We start from the raw sequence: 24,276 nt of genomic DNA on the forward strand, positions 1-24,276 counted from the left end.
ATATGCCGTACAAAGAGAAGCCCATAATCAAGAAATATTTCACCATTGGTGAAGTTGCCAAAGAGCTTGGTGTGGCCACCTCTTTAATTCGTTTTTGGGAAACACAGTTCGATTTTATTCGTCCCAAAAAAAACGCCAAAGGAAACCGTAAATACACACAAGACGATCTCAAAAAACTCAAGCTAGTCCACCACTTGGTGAAGGAAAAAGGCTACACCTTACAAGGAGCCTATGACCATATCAAAGAGAGTAAAGACAGCATTGACGATACCGCTGAGATGGTTCAATCACTAAAACGTATTCGGGAGTTTTTAGTAGAGATGAAGAACAACCTTCCATGAATGAAGACAAGCGCTATCAAGTTGCGCTTTCCTTAATACCTGGCATTGGCCCAGTTCTGGCCAAGCAGCTAATCAATCATTTCGAGACACCACAAAACATCTTTAAGGCTACCAAAGGGAAGCTCACCAAGGTGAATGGATTGGGGAAGAAACTGGCTGACTTAATATCTGGCGAAGAACAGTTGCTCGCTAAGGCAGATAAGGTACTTGAGGCGTCTGAGAAGCTAGGCATCCAAACTCACTACTACAAAGAAGACTCCTACCCACAGCGCCTTAAATCCATTCTAGATGCACCAATTGTTCTCTACACCAAAGGCCATGTTGAACTCAATACAGAAAGAACCCTTGGCATTGTTGGCACCAGAAAAGCCACTAAATACGGACTTCATCAGACGGAAGACATAGTTTCAAGCAGCCAATCATCTAAGCCCATTATTATATCAGGCTTGGCATACGGTATCGATGTTAGAAGCCATGAAACAGCCGTGAAGCTGAACATTCCAACTTACGGTGTTCTGGCCTGTGGCTTAGACACTATTTACCCTTCGGCACACAGAAGCATTGCCCAAAAAATGTTAGATAATGGAGGCTTGATCAGCGAATATCCTGTAGGCACTAAAGCTGATGCACGACTATTTCCTGCGAGAAATAGAATTATAGCTGGTCTTTCAGATGCCCTCATAGTGGTTGAAGCGGCAGCCAAAGGTGGTGCTTTGATCTCAGCCAATATTGCTCATAGTTACGACAAACCCGTTTTTGCAGTTCCTGGAGAAATTGGAAAAAGCTTTTCTGAAGGTTGCAACCTACTTATTCGAAACTATAAAGCTTCAATCTACACTGGCTTTAGAGACATTGAAGAAGCTTTGAACTGGGACTTGAATCAATCTTCCAACAAAAAGGTCATTGAGAAAGATTACAGCCATCTTTCGACAGAACAAAAGAAAGTAGTTGACATACTTCTCAAAAACGGCCAGCAAATGCAGATTGATCAACTCAGTTGGCAAAGTGAGACCCCACTCAATCAGCTGGCCTCCATCCTACTTCAATTAGAGTTTGAAGGACTAATCAAGCCCTTCCCTGGCAAAGAATATAGATTGGTTTAATGTAGATCTTAGATTCTAGACACTAGACTTGACCCCGATCTCTTTATTACTCCCAATGAGTACCGATGGTATAAGTACCATCCCCTATTCTCAATAATTCATAAACTAGGTTATGAATATTCGGACGCACGTTCAAACTATAAATCTTGCTATTGTTTCTAGTTGGGTAAACCCGATTGGAAAGGAAGATAAACAGCAAATCATTGGCTGGATCAGCCCAAACTAAAGTCCCCGTATAGCCAGTATGACCATAGCTCTCTGCTGAAGCATCCTTGGCCACACTACTCAATCGTTCATTGTATTCCAATAATGGCTTATCGAAGCCTAAGCCTCGCCTATTATCATTTTCGGGAAACTGAACACTTGTAAACTCTTTAACTGTTTCCGCTTTCAAATACTGAGTGGTTCCATATTTTCCTTCATTCAGCAGCATTTGATAGACCTTGGCTAAGTCCATAGAATTACTGAACAGACCTGCATTACCAGATACTCCAAGCATCATAGCAGCACCTTCATCGTGCACCACACCCTGCAATTGCGCCTGACGGAAGAATGTATCATTCTCTGTTGGCACTATTCTATTGAGCGAAAAACGATCTGTAGGATTAAAACCAAGCGTTTCAGCATATAATGGCTGATAGAATTTATTATTTAGGTATTCTTCATACTCTACTCCAGACAACCGCTCTACTAGTTCAGGAATTAAATAAAAGAACAGACCAGAGTAGAGATACTTCTTGTCTTCGCTTACCTCCGACTTGCGGATCATTTTATAAATCTTCTTTTCTTTGAAGTCTTTATGGAGAAATAAATCAGTACCCTCTAGTCTAGTCGGAAATCGTCTGGATGAATCTGTTTTTACTGTATTCCACCTCCATTTGCCATTTTTCCGCTGCGATTCTGACCAATAAGGAATCCAAGCCTTTAGACCTGCCTGGTGAGCCAAAATCTCCCGAATACGTAGTTCGGCTTTATCTCCCTTGGCGATTTTTGGAAAGTAGTAACCAAAAGTTTGATCTAAATCGAATAATCCCTCATCGTACAGCTTCATCAAAGCTAATGTTGCCGCAGTTACTTTGGTCACAGAAGCTAAGTCGTAAAGATCAGAGTCTTGCACCTTTCTTAGACTGTCATAAGTATGAAAACCAAAAGAGTTTTTGTAAAAGACAATTCCTCCCTTGGCCAGTAGAACCTGCGCACCAGGAAAAGCCATTGAGTCGATTGCCTCAGTCATTATCTTGGAGATTTCTCGAGAAAGAACCTCTCCATCTACTCCAACTTCTTCAGGACTACCCAACACCAATTCACCTGCAGATCTATTGATTCTGTATTGCGCATTGATACTCGAAGCAGAGAGCAAAAAGAGCACAAATACAAAGCTTATGTACCTAAGAAACTTGCTCATCCTGGAAACACATCTATGCTTTGAACCATAGCCTTTTCAAACTCGGCTTTACTGTACTCGGGGGCTTCACTATGCTCTTCTAAAATCACTAATAATTTTTCAGTAGCTACATTTCCAGTCAGGTCATCTTTGGCCATAGGGCAACCACCAAACCCTTTAATTGCCGAGTCAAATCTTTTGCAACCAGCTGCCAGCGCTGCCTCCACTTTTTCTCGTGTCTTTTGGGGAGTAGAATGGAAATGCGCCCCAAATTCTATAGTTGGATAGGCGGTTATACTGTTTTTGAAAATATCTTTAATCACCTCTGGTTCAGCAACTCCGATAGTATCAGATAAACTGATAATTGAAATATTAAGATCATTCAACTTCTGAACAAATTCAGAAACGATCTCTTCATTAAAGGGCTCGTCATAAGGATTTCCGAAGCCCATTGAGATGTAAGTGACTAGAGTTTTATTATGTTTCAAACACAAGTTCTGAATCTCTGCTAGTTGATCTAGCGCCTCTCCCACACTCTTATTTGTGTTGCGTTGTTGAAAGGTTTCAGAGATAGAAAGAGGGAAGCCCAAATAACTTATTTCTTCAAAACTCAATGCTTGCTCTGCCCCTCTCAGGTTAGCTATAATGGCCAACAGTTTTGAGCTTGTTTGAGATAGGTCTAATTGTGAAAGTACTTCAGCTGTATCTCTCATTTGAGGGATGGCTTTAGGAGAAACAAAACTCCCAAAGTCTATAGTATAGAAACCAACTTTGAGCAACTGGTTTATATAAGCTGCTTTCGTTGTTGTTGGAATAAAATCATGCAGCCCTTGCATGGCATCTCTCGGACATTCAATCACCTTCATGTTTCAATGTTAAGCAATGGATAGTAAGCTTCAAAACTGAAATTATATCAAAAACAAAGGCCACCCAAATATTGAGTGACCTCTGAATCAACCATAACCAAAAACCTTATTTCATACTTGGTGGTAGAATCACTTTGTCTATTACGTGTACCACACCATTGCTTGCTTTTACATCGGCCATTACCACTTTAGCACCGCTAATCTTAACGTTACCATAAGAGATATCTACCATTACGTTTTCACCCTGTACTGTTTTTGCTTTTTGCCCATTAGAAAGGTCTGAAGACATTACCTTTCCAGCCACAACATGGTATGTAAGCACAGCTACCAGTTTATCTTTATTTTCAGGCTTCAAGAGCATATCTAATGTACCAGCAGGAAGCGCAGCAAATGCTGCATCGGTTGGAGCAAATACAGTGAAAGGACCATCGCCTTTTAAAGTTTCTACTAATCCGCCAGCTTTAACAGCAGCTACAAGGGTAGATAGATTTTCATTTCCAACGGCTAAGTCAACAATATCTTTAGATTGAGCCTTTGACTGATTTAGCGTTAAGAACATTGTAAAAAGTACACCTAGTGCTACTTTTAGAATCTTGTGATTTTTCATAATTCAGATTAAAATTTAATTTCTAACTACCCGAGTTACGACCTCAACTGCACGACCAGATTTCTACTGTTGAATATTTTTTAAAAAAAGTTAAACAGACTAGAAGTTTACAACGCAAAAAAGCCTTCCCACTATCTGGAATGGCTTTTTCATAATTCTTTAAAATAGTTTATAAACCGATAAAGGTTAAGATGAAGAACACTTAGATCAAATAAAACCCTTTACATAGGTCTTATCTACTGTGGCTATTGGGCTACCACCTTCTTTCTCTAGTGTAACCGCAAAGGCCCTCACATCACCCTTTATTACTTTGAGCTCTTGCACCAACTGATTATGGTCAAATATTCCTGCATCTATTGGCGCTTGACCGTCTTTAATGGCCCATAGCTGATATTGATGTCCATGAGGGGGCTCAGGTAGCTGATCTACACTAATGAATACAGCGTTCGATTTTTTATTCCAAAACACATTGGCAAAAGACTCTGGAGATATCTCGAGTCCATCCATTCGCACGTGAATATTGTCTTCGCTCATAAAATGAGCTACACGTAATTCTGCATAAGCTAGCTCTTGTTCGGTATTAGAAGCCTTTTCGGCTAATACCGAATTGTTTTGCTCTAACAGGGCAAGTCTTTCTTTTGTTTGCTTAAACTGAGAGTAAAAGATATAGTTGAACCCTAGGCTGATCACCAAGAGAATAGTGGCTGCAATAGACCAAACGGGTATAACATTTACTCTTTTGATTTTGACCTCATCATCTGACTCATTAAGAACAGCCATAAAACGCTCTTCTTCTCCCTTTTCTATACCAAGGAGTGATTTCTCCAAAATGTCTTTCGATGGGGTTTTATCAGAGGCTTTTGCGTACACCCTCAAAGCCTCTTGAAGTTCTTCAAGCTCTGCTTTTACTTCTGGATATTGCATGGCTACTCGTTCAACTTCGAGCATTTCTTGCTCAGAAAGTTCTCCGGCTACATACTTTTCCAGAATACCTGATTCTATGTATTCCTTCACGTTCATTATACAAATGACCTCAAATGCTTTAACGCGGTTCTTATTCTGGTTTTTACAGTGCCAATTGGCACTTCTAGTTTGTCGGCTATTTCTTGGTGCGAATAACCCTCAAAAAATGACATATCGATCAAAAGTCGGTATTTATTCGGTAACTGTTCTAAAAGTTGCTTTGCCATTAGTTTTTCAAGGCTATCATCAGCACTTAATTTGTTTTCCAAAGCTACGACCTCTATGGCCATTTTAGATGTTTGACTTTCTTTAAAGTCTCTAGTTTTTCTTTTATCAAGTGCTGCATTCCTGCTTATGGCAACAAGCCAAGAATACAATCCGGCTCTCTGCTGGTCGTAAGTGGCAGCATTGTTCCATACTTTTATGAGCACCTGCTGCAATACCTCTTCGGCCATTGGCCTATCTACAATAATTCTACTGATCACATTCAACAAAGCAGCTCCATAATAATCGAAAATAAGTTTTATGGATTGTTTGTCTTGCTGGCAAAGCAAAGAAACAATTTGTGTTTCAATGGCTGTTTTGGTTGGAATTGACTGCGTAGCTGACGGCACGGTTGGGTTAATTTAGTGATAGAACCGCCCCGCTTTCAGATTGTTTAAAGTGATTTCTAGCATTTGAACAATAAAACTGAAGAGTCACTAATGATTGCTCACCAATTTCTAAAAGCAAAGCCCTCGATCTCTGAAGACTAAATCCTTTCAATAATTTTCAAAAGTTTGAATATTTAAATCCTTCACCCTTTAGGGCAGGGATATAAATTTAATTGATTAATGACCATCCTACACATCACGCCCGAGCAAACCTATGAAATACGCCATCGAGTCATGTGGCCCGATCAGCCTTTTGACTACGTTAAACTTGCCAATGATAATGAAGGCCTACACTTCGGCTATTTTGTGGATGGGAAGCTCATCTCTGTAATCTCTGGCTTCTTTAATGAAGAAACTAAGGAAGCTCAGTTCCGTAAGTTTGCTACTCTTCAGGAATTCCAAGGCAAAGGCTATGGCTCTCAGCTCCTCTCCCATTTAATAGTTGAACTCACTTCCCTTGGAGCCACCAGAATTTGGTGCAATGCTAGAGTCAATGCCACTGCTCTTTACGAACGCTTTGGCATGCACAAAACCAACCAAATGTTTACCAAACTAGGCATCGACTATGTGGTAATGGAGAAGGTGATTTGATGATAAATTGATTTGGTGATAAGTTGATTTGGTGATGGGATAATTTGGAAATGGTTTGATTTAATCACAAGACATATACCTATTCAAACCGTCATTCTGAGAGAGGTACGACCGAAGAATCTCCAAAATCTAGTACCTGATTTAACCTTGAAAACATCAAGTCGTCAGACCAATACTCAGAAGCTTAACCTGTTGCCAAAGCTTTCACCAGTGTTAGGCACTATTGGTCAGACGACTAACATCAGGTTCCTTGGTGTTTGAGCATTCTAAAAGTTGGTACTAAGCAAACCTTGTAAGTTACTCCCAAAATGTCTTTCTTCATTTTTGGAAAACACACCATACCTTTCACTCTATATGCTTTTCTAGGAAATAAGAATATGACTGTTAGCCCCTAGATATAGACGGCTATAAGTCATAAACCTTTCATTATATATTTATATCAGTCATATTGTTAGTTGTTACATAACGTTAGATACATTAAAAAATGAAACCTAAATTTTTACAATTAGAAACCGAATCTCCAAGTGAATTTGACCAGATTGCAAATCACTTGATGAATGATTATGCTATAGAAAATCATGAATCACTTTTCAGATTAACTGAAGTTGAGTTCTATTGGAACTCCCCAACTCACAACGACAACAGCACATACAATAGAAACCATGTAAATCCTGAAAACGGTGATTGGTTTTTCCATTATTCAGGCGTTGACATTGCATTGAAAAGTGAAATGCTTAAAGGACATGGCGGAATTCTTATTCGTGGAATTTATTGCCTAAAAGACAAGAAAGCATACAAAGGACCTATGGTTTGTGCCATGAAATTGTTTAGTGGAACTAATGCCTTTTCAGATTCAATAAAAACTAAAGTTATTGAACATAAGTTTGATCGGAAAGAACTTTCAAAAACTCCAAGAATTGGATTAGGAAAAAATGCAGAAGAAAGTGGAACAAAACTTTTAGAGTACAGATATACGATTAACGTAAAATGATAGCTGATTGGCAAACCAATAAAATACACTTCTCTGAAAAGCTTAAAATCAAGTTATCAAAGACTTGTATTCAAATTGAAAAAGAATTAGAAAGTCTCGGACAGAAACCAAATTTCTTACCTAATACAAATGACATTTGGGCAAGAGATTTTATGCCAATTCAAATTTCAGATAATCGATTTCTTGAATATCGTTATGACCCAGATTATTTGCAAGGTAGCTCAGAAGAACAGGAAACAAGAGAGATAAAAAGTTACCCTGACATCATATGCAATGAAATCAATCTTCCCACTATAAAAAGTGACTTAATCATAGATGGCGGAAACATTGTAAAATCTGAAAACACAGTAATTCTCACAGACAAAATTGTTTGGGAAAACCGAAGACATTATTCTGAAAAAGAATTAGTCAAGAAAATTCACGAATCATTTGAAGTTGATAATGTCATCCTGATTCCTTGGGACGAAGATTGTGAGTTCGGGCACTCAGACGGAATGCTAAGATTCATTAATAATGATACCGTTCTGATAAGTGGTTTTTACGAACAGGCAGATTCGAAATTCAAAAAAGAATTGATAAAACCTTTGGAAGAAGCAAAGTTAAATTGCGAATGGTTAAGATGCTCGAAAAATGAAACTGAATCGAATATTGCCTATATCAACTTTCTGCAAACTACGGACATGATTCTTGTTCCCTCTTTGAAGCAAAAAGAAGATGAAAATGCCTTTGAAAAAATATCTGACTGCTTCCCTAACTATGCCCAAAATAAAAGAATCAGGAAAATTGATATGAGAGAAATTGTAAGACAAGGCGGAGCATTAAACTGTATTTCATGGACAATAAAAAAATAAAAAAACGTGCCCCAACGAAGCATATAGCTTATGGCGGGTGAACGGCTGCCAGCAAGGTTTTCGCTCCATAACCAGACTTGGTTTCGGGGGGGGGCCGGAAAAGTGCTTCGAAACCGTCACAAAGCCATATGAAAACAGTTGAGACTCATAATAAACTCTGGTGCCATAACATCAGATAAAACAATTGCTGTTCTTCCTTTTGCGAACATAAATAGCTGCTGTGCTAACAGAAAACTACACCAATTCAACAATCAACTAATCAACTATTTACCCAATTCACCAAAAGAAAAAACCAGCAAGGTTGCCCTCACTGGTTTTTGATTTCTAATTGTATGCCCCTCGTCCCCTTCCCGAGACATCGAGAGATGCCAAGCGAGATGATCTTAGCTCCCCTCAAGGGGCTGGGGGTAATACCCCGTGCACTAAGCACTAGGCACTAGGCACTATTCCCCTATTTTTTAATTCCTGGTAAACCCTCCGGCTTAGCCTGATGCCAGTAGAACTGCTCAGCTTTTTTCTTACGCGGATAGACTTCGTCTAAAGTGTTCGTATCGTATAGCCTTCCATTTTTCATGACTCTGAAAATATTATTCGTGTTTCTCAGGTTAGTCAACGGATTGTCATTGAGGATCACCAAATCGGCTAGTTTTCCAGCTTCAATGGAGCCTAAGTCACCTTCTAAGCCAAGTGCTTCAGCACCTAGAATAGTGGCTACTCTAAGGGCGTCATGCTCTTCCATTTCAGAACCTACCGCCCACAACTCCCAATGGTAACCGAGGCCTTGTAGTTGTCCGTGGCTACCGATTCCGGCCAAACCACCTTGTTGCACTACGGAATTTACACCTTCGCTATGCTTACGGAACACATGTTCTTCGTCCATAAACCACCCTGGTCTTCTTCTAGACTTTGAGGCTAATTCATCATAAGGCGTAAATCTTTGTAGCTTCTTATCGTGGTAAGGGTTCTCTCGGCTGTAGAAGTAATTTTCGGCCCAAGGCCCACCATACGATACCAATAAGGTTGAAGTGTAAGCCATTTTAGACTCAGCTACCGAATAAGTTACATCCTTATAAAGCGGAGCAATTGGGAATGAGTGCTCATGCCCTGGGTAACCGTCAATTAGTTGAGTCATGTTCAACTTGAAATCCAAACCACCTTCTGTAGTTGGCATTAGCTGTTGTTCCTTTGCCGCTTCAATTACCCACTGTCTTTGTTTCCTATTCCCCACCAAGTACATCTTAATAGTTTTGGTATTGTAGTACTCGCTGTACTGCTTCAATACTCTTTTGGTGTGGTCTAGGTCTTTCAAATTATACATCCAGTAGCCAACTCCAGGGCCGGTTGAATATACTCTTGGCCCATATAGATCACCAGTTTCTACCAAGTCAGAATAGGTTAGAACGTCTGTGGTAGCGGTTTGAGGATCGCGAGTTGCGGTTACTCCATAAGCAAGATTAGCTGCATAAACCCACACCTGGTTTTTATGTAAACCCCACGCTGGCCACATGTGTGCGTGAGTATCGATAAAGCCTGGCACAATGGTTTTTCCAGCCATATCAATCACCTCAGCTTTTCTAGGTACTTCAAGTGTACCACTGGCTCCAACAGCTTTGATTCGCGCATTTTCTATGAGAATATCCCCGTTTTCAATAACCTCATCACCATTCATGGTGATGATTCTGGCACCTTTCAATAGAGCTACACCTTCAGGCACATCCTTTTTGGCCATCACCTTCACACGGAATTCTGTTGGCTGGTAACCTTCATCCTTTTTCTCTTCCTTCTTATCTTCCTCAGTCTCTTCTTTGGCCTCTTCTACTTCCTCTTCCTTCTCTTCGTCTTTAGCAGCCTCCTTAGCCTCAGCTTCTGCTTTCTTAGCTATTTTAACACTATCAGCATAAGCTTCAGCTTCATCCAGATCATAGATGAAATGGGCATTTCCGATTGACCAATGCACCTTCTTAGCATCGGCCGACCATGCAGGGAACTGACCACCAATTTCTGTAAGCTTCATGGAGGGAAACTGAGAAGATGATGGATTTGAAACGGAAATAGTTGGCGTTTGACCTAATTTCGGCACTGTCACCACATAGATATCGTTGTTGATCAAAGCCATGGCTTTATCACCTTCTGGAGCCATATAAATGGCTGTTGCTCTTGAAGGAGGATTGTTCTCTCTCCAGCCTTCGCCTTCGCCCAAAGAAGTTCCGCCTGCTCCATGTTCGTCTTCCGACCATGGGTCATAAATTTCATAAGGCGAATGGTCATGTCCTGCAATTGAGCCATAAGTAGAGATACCTGTGACTTTGACTATCTCCTTTTCATCAGTTCCATCCCAACGCACAGAGCTCAGTCCGTTAAATCCACTCAGGTAGATTCTATCACTACCTTTCACAAAGTGAGGTCCGCTTTTACCTTTGGTCTTCATAATGAAATTGATTTCACCACCATCAGGTGAAATCCAGCAAAGGTCTTCATCGGCACGGGCAGCCCCAGGGCCAGAAGCATCTTTTAGGTTTTGAGCACTACCCTTGGTGAACACAATTCGGTTGTTTGGTGCCCAAACCGGTGTCATATAAATAGCTGACTCAGAAGTGATTTTAACAGGTCTTGGTCTTCCATCCACATTCACTTTGTAGATTGAACCACCTTCGGTATCTGACCAAGTGGCAAAAGCCAAGTTCTTACCGTCAGGCGACCATGTAGGCATGGCTTCCGTCATGTCGAAATCTGTTAAGCGCTTTGGCTCACCGTCAGGAATAGTCATGACATAAAGCCTATTTAGTGCTGTAAAAGCCAATTTCGATCCATCAGGAGATGGAACACCATCGCGAATTTGAGTTACCACCATATCGGTTTCATCAGAAATTGGGTAATCAAACTTCAACCTTGGACCCATTTCTAGTTTCACGTCTACATCTAAGGGAATTTCAGTAGCCTTTCCTCCTTCGATACCCACTTTGAAAAGCTTTCCATCCCAAGAAGTAATCACCTCTTTAGAGTCTGGAGTAAATGACATAGCTGGCAGTACGCCCAACGGAGCAATTGACTCTTGCTCATCGCGCAGAATCGGATAAGCTAACCATCGCTCGTCACCAGATTTTAAATCTCGAAGCACTAAGCCGGTCTGATCTTCATAGCGAGAGCCATAAACCATCCACTTACCGTCTGGTGATAAGGTAGGTGTAAAGGCCGAACCATAGCGTGAAGTAACCGTTGAACGCTCACCGTTTTCTCTATCGTACACACCAATTTGATACTGAGGTAATTGCGCATTGTAATTCCATGCACCGTTTCTTTGTGAGAAGTAAATGTAACGGCCATCGGGAGAGAAAGCAGGTTCAATAACTTTTAAAGAAGATGGGCTACTAATTAACTGGAAACCTCCGCCACCATCTTTGTGATACATAAAGAGCTTCAAGTTTCTTCTGCCTTTGGTTACAACTATATAGTCTCCGTCTGGTGACCATTCAGCAGATTGAACCCATTCATTATTTCCTTTCGTAATCTGTGAAAACTCTTCGGTTTCCAAGTCCATGATCCAAGCATTGTCTGATCCTGATCTGTCTGAAGTAAACACAATGCTTTTACCATCGGGGCTATAGCGAGGATGCGTATCGTAAGCCATACCATCGGTGATTCTCGTGGCTTTTCCACCAGAGATAGGCATGGTATATAGGTCGCCCATCATATCGAAGGCAATCGTTTTTCCGTCAGGGGAAACATCTACCGAGATCCAAGTACCTTCTGTGGTGTTGAACTCCAACAGCCGATCTGCTTTAAGGGGAAGATCTTTGTAGGTCTTTTGGTTGAACTTTGAGGTATCGGATTTTTCTTTTTGGAAGGCGTGTGATTGGAGCCCCATAAACATTATGGAAGCTACCATAAGCAAACTTAGGAGCTTGCTTCGCCTCATTAGTGATTGGCCAAATTGGTTCATAGTTTTTGGATTGTTGTTAAGACATCCTTGAATTTAAGAAATATCATTTACGCTAGAAGCCGATTATTATTTAACATTGCGAAAAAACCAGCATGGCTCAGAAACGAAAAACTACTTCAAGGAAAACTAGCGCAAAAAAACGACCTTCAGGTCGAACTAACAGCGGTTCTAGCTTCGGCAGGTTTCTCCTTGGCATTATCATTTTAGCAGGATTGGCCTATGCTGCTTTAGCCATTAAGGAAGGACAGCTGGTTCCGAATGTTATTCAGGAGTTTAGTGTTGAGTCACTCTTACCAAGTAAATCTGACACTCAAAAGCCTGAGCCTACAACTGTTAAAAAAGAGCTAGCAGCACCAACTCCAAAAAAGGAAGAACCTAAAGCGGTTGAGCCTGAAAAGAGCCTTGATTACGATGCATTCGACCTATACTTCACTACTGCATTCGATTTTGGTTGGCCAGCCTACAGCACTACAGATGCTGTAATAGAAAGACCTTATTACACCATCAGTTATAGCGAAGAACACGAACAAGCTATGTGGGTAGCCTATAAATTAGTGGCCGATTCCTTGGCCAAGCCTACATTCGAAAGAAAGGACAACTTCCGAGAAGACCCAAGGGTTCGTACCGAGTCGGCTTCGCTAGCAGACTATAGAGGCTCTGGATATGATAGGGGTCATTTGGCACCAGCAGCAGATTTTTCTTACGATGAATTTGCCCTATCGCAAAGCTTTTACATGAGCAATATGAGCCCTCAAGACCCTAGCTTTAACAGAGGCATTTGGAAGAAACTGGAAGACCAAGTACGTAACTGGGCTAAGGTAAACAATACCATTTACGTTGTTACTGGCCCTGTATTGAACAAGAAATTCAAAACCATTGGCAGAAATGAAGTTTCTGTCCCTGAGTATTACTACAAGATAGTACTGGATATTGAAAAGCCAGAGGTAAAAGCTATTGCCTTTCTAATGAAGAACGAAAAGTCGTCAGCCGACCTAAGTACTTTTGTGGTGAGTATTGATGAATTGGAAAAACTAACCAAGCTCGATTTTTTCCCTGCTATGCCCGATGAACTTGAAGACGCTTTGGAGAGTGGCATAAGTATTAATAAATGGTTCTAGAGTATTAGATTAGAACCATGAAATACTACACACGCATTCTAGTTTATATTGTACTACTTTTCTTCGCTGTCGGTTTCTTGCAGATAGTTGGTGCTTTAATGGTAGGAGTCGGTTTCGATGAAATAACAGGGAGTGGAAATGAGCTTACCTTAATGGAGGACACTATAATCTCCTACTTCGGATTGGCAGGCACCATTGCTCTATTCTTTTTTGCATTTCAGAAAATAGAAGAAATCTCTGTCCCAAAAAGTTTCTTTTCTACTCATCAACTTAAAAGAGATACTCTCTTGGCAGTGATTACAGTAGTTTCAATTATTGGGATTGGTACGGCAATTTTATTGCTTTCTAATCAAATATCTTTAACCCCACTCCCCTTTGATGGCGGAATTGTTTTAACAACTTTTCTTCTTTTTGTAAGCGTTTCAATTCAGGAGGAATTGTTTTGTAGAGGGCTAATCCAAAAGACCTTAATGAGATCTATCCCACCATACACCGCCCTTGCTGTAGCTTCGTTCCTTTTTGCCTTACTGCATGCCTTCAACCCTAACTTATCACTCCTCGGCTTTATCAACTTGACCTTGTCTGGAGTTCTATTAGGCTTAGTATTTATGCATACTGAGAATCTTTGGTTTTGCTTTGTAGCCCACTTGATATGGAACTTTATACAAGCCCCGTTCTTAGGATTCAATGTAAGTGGGAATGAAATTCAATCAATAACACAGATCCAACTTTATGGACCTTCTTATCTAACAGGCGGTAAATTTGGTTATGAAGGATCAATTCTGTGCACAACCCTTTCAGTAATTGCCATATTCATTCTAGACTTGTACTTCAGAAAAAGAAACAAAGAATCAGTAAGACTTTCTGACATTGGCTAAAAAGCTGTCTCACAAGCCATTAGTCCTCTGGTTTTTAAAGTGACTAGAAGTCTTTATCGAACCAGAAAACCTCCAATGTGGAGAGATTCTCTCTTATTTAGTATGTTGGAGAGAAATAAAGATTAGCTCTTGAGACAGCCTCTTTTACACCTATTCTAGTTAGAATTCTCTTATCCCTTTTTCCTTTCGGCTGTCATTTCCAGTGTACCATCGGGCGTGTAAACAGCACCTTCACAGTCATCACCATCGAACTTAAATTCAAACTCGATATTTCCACCATCTATTTCTGCACTACCTTCTAGAATCAGATCGTCAAATACAACATCCTCTAGCTCAATTGTACCATAAACATCGCTTTTAATAGACACTTCCAGGGTTCCATCTTCTGCACGAGAAATGATCATATCTCCTGTTAAGTCCCCTTCTGGCATAGATACTTCATACTCCCATGTTCCAGTTGGGTCGTATGCTTCTTGAGCCACCGACTGATTTACTGAGAACACGGTGAGCAAAAGCGCCAATGCGCTCAACATCATTGATTTCTTTAAAGTTTGCATTGTTTTCATCATGAGTTTTTGATTTGTGAATGATAGATGCTTTAAGTTACACAATGGTTGCTTAGGATTAAACTTTTAGTAGTCTGAAGATCAGCTAGCAAGAAAAACAGCAGCAGTGAACAGGTCTATAGTTTTAAAAATGGAATTGAGTGAACTAGGACTAATTGAAATAGCCTAAAAACAGGCTAGGAAGAAAAAATTGCTACGACTCTCCACTAGAGTAACCGGTTAAAGTCATTAAAATACAGGTTAATGCTGTTTAAAACATGCACTTTTAGAAGTCGACTTGCTCAACAAAGTAGCTTTTGTAAAGAAAGTTCATCAAATTATGGGTACATAAAATTGATTGACATCGCATGGAGCTAATCATCTGATGTCACAAAGGTGGGGAAAGCTAGTGAAACTATCCATTCAGGTTAGCGCGTCATCCTGAATTAACATATCAGAATTATAATGTATGAACAATACCATTAAGCCTACACGTGTTTTGATAGTTGAAGATAATGTAGGAGATATTTTCTTGGTTGAAAAGTTCCTAAAAAAGCGGTTCGACAACCTATCGATAGATATTGCAAATACATTTAAGAAAGCCAAGACTCAAATCTTAGCGTGTTCAGACTATGATGTGGTCTTATTAGATCTGAAGCTTCCTGATTTAAGCGGGCACAAACTTGTAGATGAGGTATTAGACATCTGTAATTGCTCCGTTATTATTCTTACAGGATACTCAGATTTAAAAGTTGCTAAGGAAGTTCTAGCCAAGGGGGTAGCAGATTTTTTAATCAAGGATGAAATAAGCCCTGAAGCACTTCATAAATCTGTTTTGTACGCCATAGAGCGCAAGCGTTTTATAGATGACCTCAGAGCTACTAAAGAAAATTATAGAAACCTATTTCATTTAAGCCCTCAACCTAAATGGATTTATGAGTTAAGTACATTTAAAATATTGGATGCCAATACCGCTGCACTAAAGCAATATGGCTACTCTTTTGAAGAGTTCATAGGCAAGCAAATCCATGAGCTCAGACCTCCTGAACATATTCCAACGCTACAAAAAGTGATAAAAAGGCCACTAAGCGAAAGACAGACACCATATAACGGAACTTTCGTGCATAGAAAAAAAGACGGTCAAATCATTACTGTAGATATTTATAGTAGAGATATCCTCTTCCAAAACATTCCCTCGAGAATGATTGTGGCCATTGACATATCGGAAAGAAAAAGGCTTCAGGAAGAATTACAACTCACTTCTTACAATGTAGAAAAAAGGGAACGTGAAAGAATGGCTACAAGCCTCCATAATGGCCTGCAGCAAATGCTTCTCGCATCATTTATGAGTATTGAAGCATTAGGTAAGGAGGTTGAAAAAAAGCTTGACTCGCGCAGTAAGTCCTCTTATGTAAAAGGACTATCATTGCTACAAGAAGCCATAGAAACCACTAGGAGGATTGCACATGAAATTACTCCATTTGAAATTGAAGAAAAAGGGCTAACTGCCGGTATAGAAACCATACTCGAGAGACACTTTCAATCTAACTTAACCTTCAACTTTATAAATGACCTGAAGTCTAATAGGCTTCCGACTAACCTGGAAATCATACTTTTCAGAACTACTCAAGAAATCATTAACAACATTGTTAAGCATGCAAAAGCTTCAACGGCTGATATAACTCTTACCGAAAAAGATAAAGAACTCATGCTAGACATTTCTGATAATGGAGTTGGGTTTGACCCTAGCTTGGTAGGTAAAAAGCACCTTGGGCTAAAAGCACTGAATTCATCTATAGATTCAGTGAATGGACATCTACATATAGATTCTCAACTTGGCAAAGGAACAAAAATAGAGGTCAGAATACCTGTGCCTTATTAGTATGATAATGCTAAAAGCCTCTTAGCGAATAATTACAAACTCTACCCTTCTGTTTATTTCTCGGCCTGATGCACTATCGTTATCGGTTAGTGGTTTTTCGCCTCCAAAACCTTCAAACTCTACTCTTTCGGCATCAACCCCCTTGCTTAACAGGTAATCCCTTACGGTTTTTACTCTTTCCACAGAAAGCTCTTTGAGCAATCTGGCATCACCTCGGTTATCGGTGTGCCCTTCTAGCCTAATGGCCATTCCTGGGTTAGACTCCATCATTTGTACAATTTCATCCAGTTGCCTTTTAGCTACTTCTGGGTTAGAGAAGTTCGCAGAAGCCCGATTGAACAATACATTTTCAATCTTTACTTTAGTCCCTACTTCTTCAGGAGTTAGATAGAAGGTCTCTACGGAAGACCCTCCAAATTCATCGCTCATACTCTGTACAGATGAACCCGCAGTAAAAGTTTCTTGATATTTTAAAAAGCCCTTGGCTGCAATACTCACTTCTACAGAAGCTCCCTCTTCTAATGACATAACAAAATGCTTGTTTTGAGAGTCAATGTCAGCGGTATTTATATCAATATCCTTACCATCGTAGCTCATTTTCACCGAGGCATCCACAGGTGTTTCAGTTCGTTTATCTAACACCTGAAAAGTCATTACCACAACTGAGGTTTTTTCATTTTCTATTGGCATTTCGGCCTCTTCTTCTTGAGCTAAGACTTCTTCAATAGACTCTTGTAATGCTTTTTCTGCATCGCTGAGGGCATAATTAAACAGATCTCCAAAGCCCTCACTATTTTGAGTTGTAGAAAAGAAAGCTACATCTCCTGAAGCTGGAATAAAGTAATCTCTCTCGGTACCTTTTGTATTAATTCCTTCTCCCAAGTTCACTGGGGTAGACCAATCTTGCCAAGAACCATTCAACCGTTTTGTAACGAAAATATCTCTGCCCCCGAGGCCATCATGAGCATTAGATGTAAAATAAAGCGTCTCATTATCTGCAGCTAAAAATGGAGACCATTCTTCGCCATAAGTATTTACCACATTGCCCAACGTTTGCGGCTGGCTCCAAGTATCATCACCTTGTTTAAAAGACACATATAAGTCTTCGTTACCTTCAGAAAGGTATGATCTCATGGCCAGGATCAGCGTATTTTCTTCTGCGTTAATAGTGGCACCTAAGTAAGGTGAGTTATTAGAAAAATACTGAATTTGAAGTCTTTCAGGCTTTTGCCATTCGCCATTTAGTTTAGTAGATACTGCAATTCCATTTCTCATACTTCCTCCACCTTGACCATCGGCATCAAAATAATTCAGTAAGTACATTCTATTACCATCGGCACTAAAACCAACTACTCCATTTAACCCTGGGTGATTAATAACATTGCCAGCATGTTGCGCTTTACTCCATCCGCTTTCCGTTTTGGTAGAGAACCAAATATCTCCCCTATCAATCACTCCTCCAACATTTGCGGCATGACCAGAGCGCGTAAAATAGAGTGTTTCACCGTCTGGACTCAATGCAGGACTGTGCTCATCGTAAGATGAATTAACACTATCTATTTTAAGATGGCTCTGCACTTGGGCTTTGACAGAAAATAAAAACAGAACTCCTATAAGGATGAAACTGCAACGATTGAGCATGGAATTTTTCTTAATAATTCGAATTACGCGTAAAGCGATGGTGAGTTCAAGACAGGCTGCTTTAAACTTTGTTAATGCAAATTAAATGAAATGAACTGAATTAACCATTTGAAAGTAACGCTGAATAGTCAGTGATTTCATCTGGTAAACGTAGATTCACAACGGTATATTTCAACCTAAAAATATATCTCTTGAGCCAAACGATAGGTATTGGCATGTGCCTCAACAATATGAGCTATGCGCTCCGAGTACCCACCACCCATACTGGCAACCACAGGAATGCCACAAGCCTTGCAGCGTTCTAGCACCATTCTGTCTCGCATCTTACAACCTTCTATACTCATTCCTAACCTACCTAATTTATCGGTAGCCAACACATCTACCCCAGATTGGAAAAAGACAAAGTCTGGCTGCACCTGATCTAACAACTCGTTTAGGTGCCTATCTAATAGCTTTAAGTAAGTAGGATCGTCTGTACCATCTTCTAATCCCACATCCAAATCGGACTGCTCCTTATGCATTGGGTAATTAGACGCTCCGTGCATGCTGAAAGTGAACACTTTTGGTTCGTTTTGGAATATTTGCGCGGTACCATTTCCCTGATGAACGTCTAAATCTACCACCAAAACTTGTTTAGCCAACCCTCTATCTAACAGGTGATTGGCTGCAATGGCAATATCATTGAGCAGACAAAAGCCTTCTCCTCTATCAGTAAAGGCATGGTGCGTTCCTCCAGCAATATTCATTGCTACTCCATAATCTAAGGCAAACAATGCCGCCTGAACTGTTCCATTCATTATGGTTATTTCCCTTTCCACTAGCTGCTCAGATAATGGAAAGCCAGTTTTTCTCTCCTCTTTGCGGGTTAAACTCTGACTCTTTAGCTTTTCCCAATAATGAGCATTATGGGTACGCAAAACTTCAGATTCTGATAGTGGGCTTGGCACAAAGAAGTTCGCATCTTTTACCGTACCCTCGTAGAGCAACTGCTCTGGGAGAAGGTTATACTTCTCCATCGGAAAGCGGTGATTCTTGGGTAGCGGATGTGCATAAATCTGAGTCCAAGCTATCTTGAGCATAATAGTTACACAAATGAGGTTTGAATAAAAACAGTGTAGTCCTTCTAAGCCAAAACTAAAGCCAGATGTTTATTTATGATAAATAAAATGTGATTTAGTGTCAGGTAAAGCCATACACACAGGACATAAAAAAACCAGAAAGAACTCTATTCCTATAGAATCTTTCTGGCTTAGCTAATTCTTAGCCAATTATATTTTAAGCGTCCTCATCGAACTGAAAAGAGTAATGAGTAGGGTCTAACTTTAGAGTATCTTCATTAAACTCCTTTATAAACTTCTCAATCACTTTTGGGTTAATTTGATCTACGTTTAAGCCTACATCTAGTCCAATTCCATAATCTATGTTAGGGTCTACATCTACATGTTCCTGAACTTTCACTGCTTCATCTTCTTCCAGTTCGTCCATTACCTCGGTCATGTAAAGACCAATTTCTTCTTCCTGGTCGTTTAGAGGTTCAATGTCTCCATTTTCATCTTCTTCATAAACTATACTCTTATAGTTTGGGTATTTTTTGGCTACTTGATGTTCGGCTAGCTCATATATTTCGCTGCTGTGTTGCAGTTTAAGCGTATAAATGGCAGCATCGTATATTACCTCTCTGCCTTCATAAACTCCAATAAAAAAGAAGTTCATAAAGTCTTCAGAATTGTCTTCAGAGTCTATGACCACATAAGACTGACCTTTTTCGGCCATTTCTTTCCTTAACTCTTCAATTTCCTGAGGGTCAAAGCCTTGATTTGATTGCATAAGTATCTAAGTATGGATTAGTAACGGTTCAATATTTAATATAAATCATTTTTTGTGGGTGTCAAAAATTTGTTTGCAGACTTGCCTTTACCTGCTTCACTCTTTCATCGAATTTATTGGGGTGATATTCAATTTCATCGAAAAGCATGGCTTTTAAATAGGCCTGTACATCAGCCGAATGAGTAGTGGTTCTACTGGTGTCCATAGCCACATATTTGAAGGTAGACCACATGAGCGTTTTCAGGTGACTTTTAGAGTCGTCCGTCATTAGGTATTCGATCACCGTGGTATTATCATCAAAGTGAATTAACCTAGTAAATATTCTAACCCATTCACCCAAATTAGCAGATCTCAGGTAGGCTATGTGATGGTTATAAACCACCCAAAAAGCTTTGTATTCCTGAATAATATCTTTCATTTCAACACCATAGAGTTTAGGCACTTGGTCTTCTCTGGCGTTGAAAAAGTAGTCGAAGTATTTAGCGTTATTGAGGTGTCTTAAAGGGTCACAGTCTTGAAAACGGATTATTACCCTAGACTCGGTCTGTTTTTGGTATTCTTTATTGGAATCTATTATCGACATTATAAATAGCGTTCTTTTAACACATCTGTATGGTGAGCACAGTGACCGTAGATCATTCCTGCCAAGGCCCTTACACTTACTGGGTGGTCAGAAGCCGTACCAACTTTAAGGCTATCAGATTCAGGCATATCATCAAACAAAAAAAGCGTTGACGTTCTTATGGCCACAAACTCTTCAATTAAGCTTGAAAAACTTCGAGTTGTAGTAGGACTAGCGGCTTGATACTCATCTTGATCCATCCCTGGCAATGCTTGCTTTTCTCCCCGTGCGATACACAATGCCCGGTAGGCGAATATCCGTTCGGTATCATTAATGTGATTCAAAACCTCTTTAATGCTCCATTTACCTGCTGCATAACGGTAATCAGACTTTTCTTCAGAAATATCTGACATAAAGCCTGAGAATGAGGTAAGCTGGGCTCTTAGTAACTTAATGAGATTATCTTCTTCTATTTTATTGATGTAGGTAGAGTAAAACTCATTGTACTCACCTGCTTTGGGTTTACGGATCATGATTTAATTTAGCTTTTTCTGGTTAGAGATTGAATCTAATCTTCGATCCAACTGGTGTACATTTTATAGTGCTCTGGTGTCTTTTCAATCACCGTTTTAAGCTTCTCGTCTATATCTTTCACTTTTCTAGCAGGAGTGCCTGCATACAAAGAGTTTTCTTCTACCACAGTATTGGCTAAGACTACAGCTCCTGCCGCTATCATAGATCCAGATTTAATAACCGCATTGTCCATAACAATAGCTCCCATACCTATCAACACATTATCTTCAATGATACAGCCATGAACAATGGCATTATGACCAATGGACACATTTTTACCTAACACTGTCTTAGATAAATTCAGTGTGCCGTGAATAACCGCCCCATCTTGAATGTTGCAATTTTCTCCCATTTCTATGGTACAAACGTCTCCCCTAACCACGGCATTGAACCAAACATTGCAATTTGCAGCCATTTTCACATCTCCTACAATAGTAGCATTGTCGGCTAACCAACACGAAGAATGAATTTCTGGTCTTTTACCTTTTACGCTTTTTATTAGAGCCATTTTTTAAAAATATATGTATATACACTGAACTTTTGCATTACTTCGCGAGTTAAACGATCAATTACGCAGAAGACCGCAACTTTTAAAGCGCACTGCAAGATTGAAAATTTAAAATTAATCTATAACTCAAGACAAAATGAAGTTTTTAAAATCAACATTAGCTCTATCGCTTTTAGCGGTATTTGCTGTTGCATGTGGCTCTAAGAGTAACACCGTTGAAACATCTGAAGCGAAGGAAGTAGCTTCTGCAGATGACGCAACAGCCATCACTGTAAATACTCAAAACAGTATGGTTACTTGGATTGGCAGCAAGCCAACTGGTAAGCATAATGGTAGCATCAGCATTGCTGACGGTGAAATTATGGTAAACAACTCAGAGATTGTTGGTGGAAACTTCACCATAGACATTACTTCTTTGAAAGCATTGGATATGGAAGAAGGTACTGACGGATACAACAACCTTGTTGGTCACTTAATGTCTCCTGACTTCTTTGACGCAGAGAACCACCCTACAGCAACATTTGAAGTAACTGAGGTTAAGCCTTTTAGTGCTGCGAATCTAAGCGCTGATAAAGATGAGTATGACTCTGAGAACAAGCCTGCTGCACTTAGCGAAGTAATGGTAGAAAACCCTACTCATTTTATTTCAGGTAACCTGACTATGAGAGGTACTACTAAAAACATTACTTTCCCTGCTCATGTAGAAATGAATAACGGTGTAATTAAAGCCAAGGCTAACTTCAATATTGACAGAACTGCTTGGGGCTTATCTTATAACACTGAAGCTAACTTTGTAGACCAAGCAAAAGACAAAATGATCTACGACACTGTAAACGTAGGTTTCGAACTTGAAGCTGGTAACACTTCTGCTTCAGAGTAAGACAACAAAATTTTATATAGAGAATCCCGGTCATTCAGATCGGGATTTTTTTATGCCCTCTCCTTTTTCCATTTTTGCCAAAATTTAGGATTGAATCAGTTTTACCCATATCAAGAACTTTCTAAAGAACAATTCTTACAACAGGCACTACATTGGGCCAGTACTCAATCTCATTTTTCGCTTCATCTGAATAACCAAATAAGCTATCCTCACAATGGTTTTGATGAGCTTTTAGCCGTTGGTGCAAAGCAAGTAATGTGTGAAAATGCCGGTAGTGTTTTTCAGTCATTGAAGAACCTGCATCAGAATGAATGGCTGTTCGGGTATTTGGGCTACGATCTCAAAAATGAACTTGAAAAGCTCGAAAGCCGTAACGCAGATTATGTTGGTTTTCCAGATGCATCATTGTTTCAACCTGAACACATAATACACTTTGAAAAGAACGGTGTTACCGTTGAGTCTGACCAATCCGATCTTGTAGAGGAAATTCTTCAGCATAAACCAAAACCTGCCTCTTCGCAGTTTGGCCCATCTACTGCCTCTGTTTCGAAAGAGGAATATATCAGTCATGTTGAAGCACTAAGACAACACATTGAAGACGGTGATTGCTATGAGATAAACTTCTGCCAAGAGTTTCACGGGCAAGTAGAATCTTGGAATGCTGTAGAAAGTTTTTTGGAGCTAAATCATATTTCACCAAAGCCATTCGCTTGTTTTCAAAAACATAACCAATACTTCATTCTATCTGCTTCACCAGAGCGCTTTGTAAAGAAAGCTGGCAATCAAATTATTTCTCAACCCATAAAAGGCACACGTCCTAGAGGTAAGTCTCCATCAGAAGATGAAGCATTGAAAACGGAGCTTAGAAATAGTGAAAAAGAAATGGCTGAGAACATGATGATCGTTGATTTGGTAAGGAACGATCTTTCTCGAACAGCCAAAACTGGTACTGTCAAGGTTGAAGAAATGTTTGGCATTTATTCCTTTCAGCAAGTGCATCAGATGATTTCTACTGTGGTGTCTGAACTAAAAAAAGACACCCATTTTATTGATGTAATAGAAAAAGCTTTTCCGATGGGTAGTATGACAGGCGCTCCAAAAGTAAAGGTAATGCAGCTCATAGAACATTATGAAAACACAAAGAGAGGCGCCTTTTCTGGTGCTGCTGGCTACATAAAACCATCTGGAGATTTTGATTTCAACGTGCTCATTAGAAGCCTTTTTGTTAATGATGCTACCAAGGCTTATTCATTTCAGGTAGGCAGTGCAATTACTTACGATGCTGTAGCCGAACAGGAATATGATGAGTGTTTAGTGAAAGCTAAAGCCCTTTTTCAGCTACTTAATAAATAAGAAAAGCAGCCCACTTCTTGAGCTGCTTTCTCCTTTCAACCTAAACAATCAGTCTTAATAGCCTGTATTGCTAACTGATGCAAAGGTAAATACTCGATTCATATTGTCATGCATGAAAAACACGCAGTTTGATGCGTAAAAACACCTGATTTTAATCAGCAATTAGACATACCTCTACTTTGCATAGCACTCAGGCAAAAGCCCAGACTTCGCTGCCAA

General features: G+C 39.8%; 23 protein-coding genes. 10 read left to right on the forward strand and 13 right to left on the reverse strand.

Annotation, left to right across the window (positions count from 1 at the left end; genetic code table 11):
• Positions 1-2 precede the first annotated feature (2 nt).
• The gene (locus tag AWW68_RS15280; RefSeq protein WP_068222790.1) at positions 3-341 is read left to right on the forward strand and encodes a MerR family transcriptional regulator; all 339 of its coding nucleotides are present in this window, start codon (positions 3-5) and stop codon (positions 339-341) included.
• Complete coding sequence (gene dprA, locus AWW68_RS15285) at positions 338-1,444, forward strand: DNA-processing protein DprA (RefSeq protein WP_068222792.1); 1,107 nt, start codon at positions 338-340, stop codon at positions 1,442-1,444. Before AWW68_RS15280 ends, dprA begins: the two co-directional genes overlap by 4 nt.
• A gap of 46 nt (positions 1,445-1,490) precedes the next feature.
• Here dprA and AWW68_RS15290 read toward each other — a convergent pair whose 3' ends face one another.
• The 5 genes from AWW68_RS15290 to AWW68_RS15310 all read right to left on the reverse strand — a co-directional run bounded on the left by AWW68_RS15290 (position 1,491) and on the right by AWW68_RS15310 (position 5,878).
• Positions 1,491-2,849 (reverse strand): serine hydrolase domain-containing protein, encoded by a 1,359-nt coding sequence (locus AWW68_RS15290; protein ID WP_068222793.1) that lies wholly within the window; start codon positions 2,847-2,849, stop codon positions 1,491-1,493.
• Entirely contained in the window at positions 2,846-3,694 is an 849-nt protein-coding gene (locus tag AWW68_RS15295; protein WP_068222795.1) for a hydroxymethylglutaryl-CoA lyase, read from the reverse strand. Before AWW68_RS15295 ends, AWW68_RS15290 begins: the two co-directional genes overlap by 4 nt.
• 106 nt (positions 3,695-3,800) lie before the next feature.
• Entirely contained in the window at positions 3,801-4,301 is a 501-nt protein-coding gene (locus AWW68_RS15300) for a fasciclin domain-containing protein (RefSeq protein ID WP_068222798.1), read from the reverse strand.
• Between the two features lie 207 nt (positions 4,302-4,508).
• Positions 4,509-5,321, reverse strand: a complete 813-nt coding sequence (locus AWW68_RS15305; protein WP_068222800.1) for an anti-sigma factor — start codon at positions 5,319-5,321, stop codon at positions 4,509-4,511.
• Complete coding sequence (locus AWW68_RS15310; RefSeq protein ID WP_068222808.1) at positions 5,321-5,878, reverse strand: RNA polymerase sigma factor; 558 nt, start codon at positions 5,876-5,878, stop codon at positions 5,321-5,323. The genes AWW68_RS15305 and AWW68_RS15310 overlap by 1 nt, the downstream gene beginning before the upstream one ends.
• 219 nt (positions 5,879-6,097) lie before the next feature.
• Here AWW68_RS15310 and AWW68_RS15315 point away from each other — a divergent pair, with 219 nt between their 5' ends.
• The 3 genes from AWW68_RS15315 (at position 6,098) to AWW68_RS15325 (ending at position 8,350) form a co-directional block, all read left to right on the forward strand.
• Positions 6,098-6,508: a GNAT family N-acetyltransferase gene (locus AWW68_RS15315; protein ID WP_068222810.1), complete on the forward strand. Its 411-nt coding sequence runs from the start codon at positions 6,098-6,100 to the stop codon at positions 6,506-6,508.
• Positions 6,509-6,992: 484 nt separating this feature from the next.
• Positions 6,993-7,499, forward strand: a complete 507-nt coding sequence (locus AWW68_RS15320) for a hypothetical protein (RefSeq protein ID WP_068222812.1) — start codon at positions 6,993-6,995, stop codon at positions 7,497-7,499.
• Positions 7,496-8,350, forward strand: coding sequence for an agmatine deiminase family protein (locus tag AWW68_RS15325; RefSeq protein ID WP_068222816.1), 855 nt, complete (start codon positions 7,496-7,498; stop codon positions 8,348-8,350). The genes AWW68_RS15320 and AWW68_RS15325 overlap by 4 nt, the downstream gene beginning before the upstream one ends.
• A gap of 451 nt (positions 8,351-8,801) precedes the next feature.
• On the opposite strand, the gene AWW68_RS15330 is transcribed toward AWW68_RS15325, so the two are convergent.
• Positions 8,802-12,236: an amidohydrolase family protein gene (locus tag AWW68_RS15330; RefSeq protein WP_245660252.1), complete on the reverse strand. Its 3,435-nt coding sequence runs from the start codon at positions 12,234-12,236 to the stop codon at positions 8,802-8,804.
• A gap of 146 nt (positions 12,237-12,382) precedes the next feature.
• Here AWW68_RS15330 and AWW68_RS15335 point away from each other — a divergent pair, with 146 nt between their 5' ends.
• Positions 12,383-13,408, forward strand: a complete 1,026-nt coding sequence (locus tag AWW68_RS15335; RefSeq protein WP_068222822.1) for a DNA/RNA non-specific endonuclease — start codon at positions 12,383-12,385, stop codon at positions 13,406-13,408.
• A 17-nt stretch (positions 13,409-13,425) separates the two neighbouring features.
• Positions 13,426-14,286, forward strand: coding sequence for a CPBP family intramembrane glutamic endopeptidase (locus tag AWW68_RS15340; protein ID WP_084375712.1), 861 nt, complete (start codon positions 13,426-13,428; stop codon positions 14,284-14,286).
• Positions 14,287-14,456: 170 nt separating this feature from the next.
• On the opposite strand, the gene AWW68_RS15345 is transcribed toward AWW68_RS15340, so the two are convergent.
• A complete protein-coding gene (locus AWW68_RS15345; protein WP_157717673.1) occupies positions 14,457-14,843 on the reverse strand; it encodes a hypothetical protein in 387 nt (128 codons plus the stop codon).
• Positions 14,844-15,300: 457 nt separating this feature from the next.
• Between AWW68_RS15345 and AWW68_RS15350 the strand changes: the two genes are divergently transcribed.
• Entirely contained in the window at positions 15,301-16,713 is a 1,413-nt protein-coding gene (locus tag AWW68_RS15350) for a PAS domain S-box protein (protein ID WP_068222833.1), read from the forward strand.
• A 21-nt stretch (positions 16,714-16,734) separates the two neighbouring features.
• Here the strand turns inward: AWW68_RS15350 and AWW68_RS15355 are convergent, their stop codons facing one another.
• From AWW68_RS15355 to AWW68_RS15380, 6 genes are all read right to left on the reverse strand, one after another.
• Positions 16,735-18,291, reverse strand: coding sequence for an OmpA family protein (locus AWW68_RS15355; RefSeq protein ID WP_185101281.1), 1,557 nt, complete (start codon positions 18,289-18,291; stop codon positions 16,735-16,737).
• A gap of 239 nt (positions 18,292-18,530) precedes the next feature.
• Positions 18,531-19,433: a histone deacetylase family protein gene (locus AWW68_RS15360; protein WP_068222835.1), complete on the reverse strand. Its 903-nt coding sequence runs from the start codon at positions 19,431-19,433 to the stop codon at positions 18,531-18,533.
• 196 nt (positions 19,434-19,629) lie between these two features.
• Entirely contained in the window at positions 19,630-20,181 is a 552-nt protein-coding gene (locus AWW68_RS15365; RefSeq protein WP_068222838.1) for a hypothetical protein, read from the reverse strand.
• Between the two features lie 61 nt (positions 20,182-20,242).
• Positions 20,243-20,764 carry an acyl-CoA thioesterase gene (locus tag AWW68_RS15370; protein ID WP_068222841.1) on the reverse strand — a complete coding sequence of 174 codons (522 nt, stop codon included), beginning with the start codon at positions 20,762-20,764 and terminating at the stop codon, positions 20,243-20,245.
• On the reverse strand, positions 20,764-21,276 hold the full coding sequence (locus AWW68_RS15375; RefSeq protein WP_068222843.1) for a DinB family protein: 513 nt from the start codon (positions 21,274-21,276) through the stop codon (positions 20,764-20,766). Before AWW68_RS15375 ends, AWW68_RS15370 begins: the two co-directional genes overlap by 1 nt.
• A 35-nt stretch (positions 21,277-21,311) precedes the next feature.
• Positions 21,312-21,824, reverse strand: a complete 513-nt coding sequence (locus AWW68_RS15380) for a gamma carbonic anhydrase family protein (protein ID WP_068222846.1) — start codon at positions 21,822-21,824, stop codon at positions 21,312-21,314.
• Between the two features lie 136 nt (positions 21,825-21,960).
• Here AWW68_RS15380 and AWW68_RS15385 point away from each other — a divergent pair, with 136 nt between their 5' ends.
• Both AWW68_RS15385 and AWW68_RS15390 read left to right on the forward strand, forming a co-directional pair.
• Positions 21,961-22,704, forward strand: a complete 744-nt coding sequence (locus tag AWW68_RS15385) for a YceI family protein (RefSeq protein ID WP_068222848.1) — start codon at positions 21,961-21,963, stop codon at positions 22,702-22,704.
• 90 nt (positions 22,705-22,794) lie between these two features.
• Positions 22,795-24,057 (forward strand): anthranilate synthase component I family protein, encoded by a 1,263-nt coding sequence (locus AWW68_RS15390; RefSeq protein ID WP_068222849.1) that lies wholly within the window; start codon positions 22,795-22,797, stop codon positions 24,055-24,057.
• Positions 24,058-24,276 lie beyond the last annotated feature (219 nt).

This window comes from Roseivirga spongicola (assembly GCF_001592965.1).
In the GTDB taxonomy this organism is placed as follows: domain Bacteria; phylum Bacteroidota; class Bacteroidia; order Cytophagales; family Cyclobacteriaceae; genus Roseivirga; species Roseivirga spongicola.

Bases quoted from the DNA above. Each gene is read 5' to 3' on its own strand.
- AWW68_RS15280 (WP_068222790.1), top strand. From the start codon at position 3: ATGCCGTACAAAGAGAAGCCCATAATCAAGAAATATTTCACCATTGGT.
- dprA (WP_068222792.1), top strand. From the start codon at position 338: ATGAATGAAGACAAGCGCTATCAAGTTGCGCTTTCCTTAATACCTGGC.
- AWW68_RS15290 (WP_068222793.1), bottom strand. From the start codon at position 2,849: ATGAGCAAGTTTCTTAGGTACATAAGCTTTGTATTTGTGCTCTTTTTG.
- AWW68_RS15295 (WP_068222795.1), bottom strand. From the start codon at position 3,694: ATGAAGGTGATTGAATGTCCGAGAGATGCCATGCAAGGGCTGCATGAT.
- AWW68_RS15300 (WP_068222798.1), bottom strand. From the start codon at position 4,301: ATGAAAAATCACAAGATTCTAAAAGTAGCACTAGGTGTACTTTTTACA.
- AWW68_RS15305 (WP_068222800.1), bottom strand. From the start codon at position 5,321: ATGAACGTGAAGGAATACATAGAATCAGGTATTCTGGAAAAGTATGTA.
- AWW68_RS15315 (WP_068222810.1), top strand. From the start codon at position 6,098: ATGACCATCCTACACATCACGCCCGAGCAAACCTATGAAATACGCCAT.
- AWW68_RS15320 (WP_068222812.1), top strand. From the start codon at position 6,993: ATGAAACCTAAATTTTTACAATTAGAAACCGAATCTCCAAGTGAATTT.
- AWW68_RS15325 (WP_068222816.1), top strand. From the start codon at position 7,496: ATGATAGCTGATTGGCAAACCAATAAAATACACTTCTCTGAAAAGCTT.
- AWW68_RS15330 (WP_245660252.1), bottom strand. From the start codon at position 12,236: ATGGTAGCTTCCATAATGTTTATGGGGCTCCAATCACACGCCTTCCAA.
- AWW68_RS15335 (WP_068222822.1), top strand. From the start codon at position 12,383: ATGGCTCAGAAACGAAAAACTACTTCAAGGAAAACTAGCGCAAAAAAA.
- AWW68_RS15340 (WP_084375712.1), top strand. From the start codon at position 13,426: ATGAAATACTACACACGCATTCTAGTTTATATTGTACTACTTTTCTTC.
- AWW68_RS15345 (WP_157717673.1), bottom strand. From the start codon at position 14,843: ATGCAAACTTTAAAGAAATCAATGATGTTGAGCGCATTGGCGCTTTTG.
- AWW68_RS15350 (WP_068222833.1), top strand. From the start codon at position 15,301: ATGAACAATACCATTAAGCCTACACGTGTTTTGATAGTTGAAGATAAT.
- AWW68_RS15360 (WP_068222835.1), bottom strand. From the start codon at position 19,433: ATGCTCAAGATAGCTTGGACTCAGATTTATGCACATCCGCTACCCAAG.
- AWW68_RS15365 (WP_068222838.1), bottom strand. From the start codon at position 20,181: ATGCAATCAAATCAAGGCTTTGACCCTCAGGAAATTGAAGAGTTAAGG.
- AWW68_RS15370 (WP_068222841.1), bottom strand. From the start codon at position 20,764: ATGTCGATAATAGATTCCAATAAAGAATACCAAAAACAGACCGAGTCT.
- AWW68_RS15375 (WP_068222843.1), bottom strand. From the start codon at position 21,276: ATGATCCGTAAACCCAAAGCAGGTGAGTACAATGAGTTTTACTCTACC.
- AWW68_RS15380 (WP_068222846.1), bottom strand. From the start codon at position 21,824: ATGGCTCTAATAAAAAGCGTAAAAGGTAAAAGACCAGAAATTCATTCT.
- AWW68_RS15385 (WP_068222848.1), top strand. From the start codon at position 21,961: ATGAAGTTTTTAAAATCAACATTAGCTCTATCGCTTTTAGCGGTATTT.